Source organism: Methylobacterium sp. CCH7-A2 (assembly GCF_001557075.1).
Classification (GTDB): domain Bacteria; phylum Pseudomonadota; class Alphaproteobacteria; order Rhizobiales; family Beijerinckiaceae; genus Allobosea; species Allobosea massiliensis.
On the sequence record NZ_LSKN01000049.1, the window covers coordinates 1 to 346 of the forward strand.

At 68.5% G+C, this 346-nt stretch carries 1 pseudogene; it reads right to left on the bottom strand.

Annotated elements, in window-relative coordinates:
* Positions 1-346 (bottom strand): annotated as a pseudogene (locus tag AX750_RS03850) (tyrosine-type recombinase/integrase); the annotation flags it as partial.

The window sequence follows — 346 nt, forward strand, 5'->3', positions numbered from 1 at the left end:
GGGTCTTCAGCGCGACGCGGGTGTAGACGGCGGTGGTGTCGAGCTTCCTGTGGCCGAGCAGGACCTGGATGACGCGGGATATCGGTCTTCCGCTCCAGCAGATGGGTGGCGAAGCTGTGCCTGAGCGTGTGCATCGACACCCGCTTGTCGAGCTTCGCCGCCTCGGCCGCGGCATGGCAGGCGCGGTTGAGCTGGCGCGTCGTGATCGGCTGGCCAGGCTGCTGGCCGGGAAAGAGCCAGCCGCGGGGGCACTTCACCCGCCACCATTGCCGCAGGAGATCGAGGAGGTCAGGCGCGAGCATGACGTAGCGGTCCTTGCGGCCCTTGCCCTGCTCGACCCGGATCA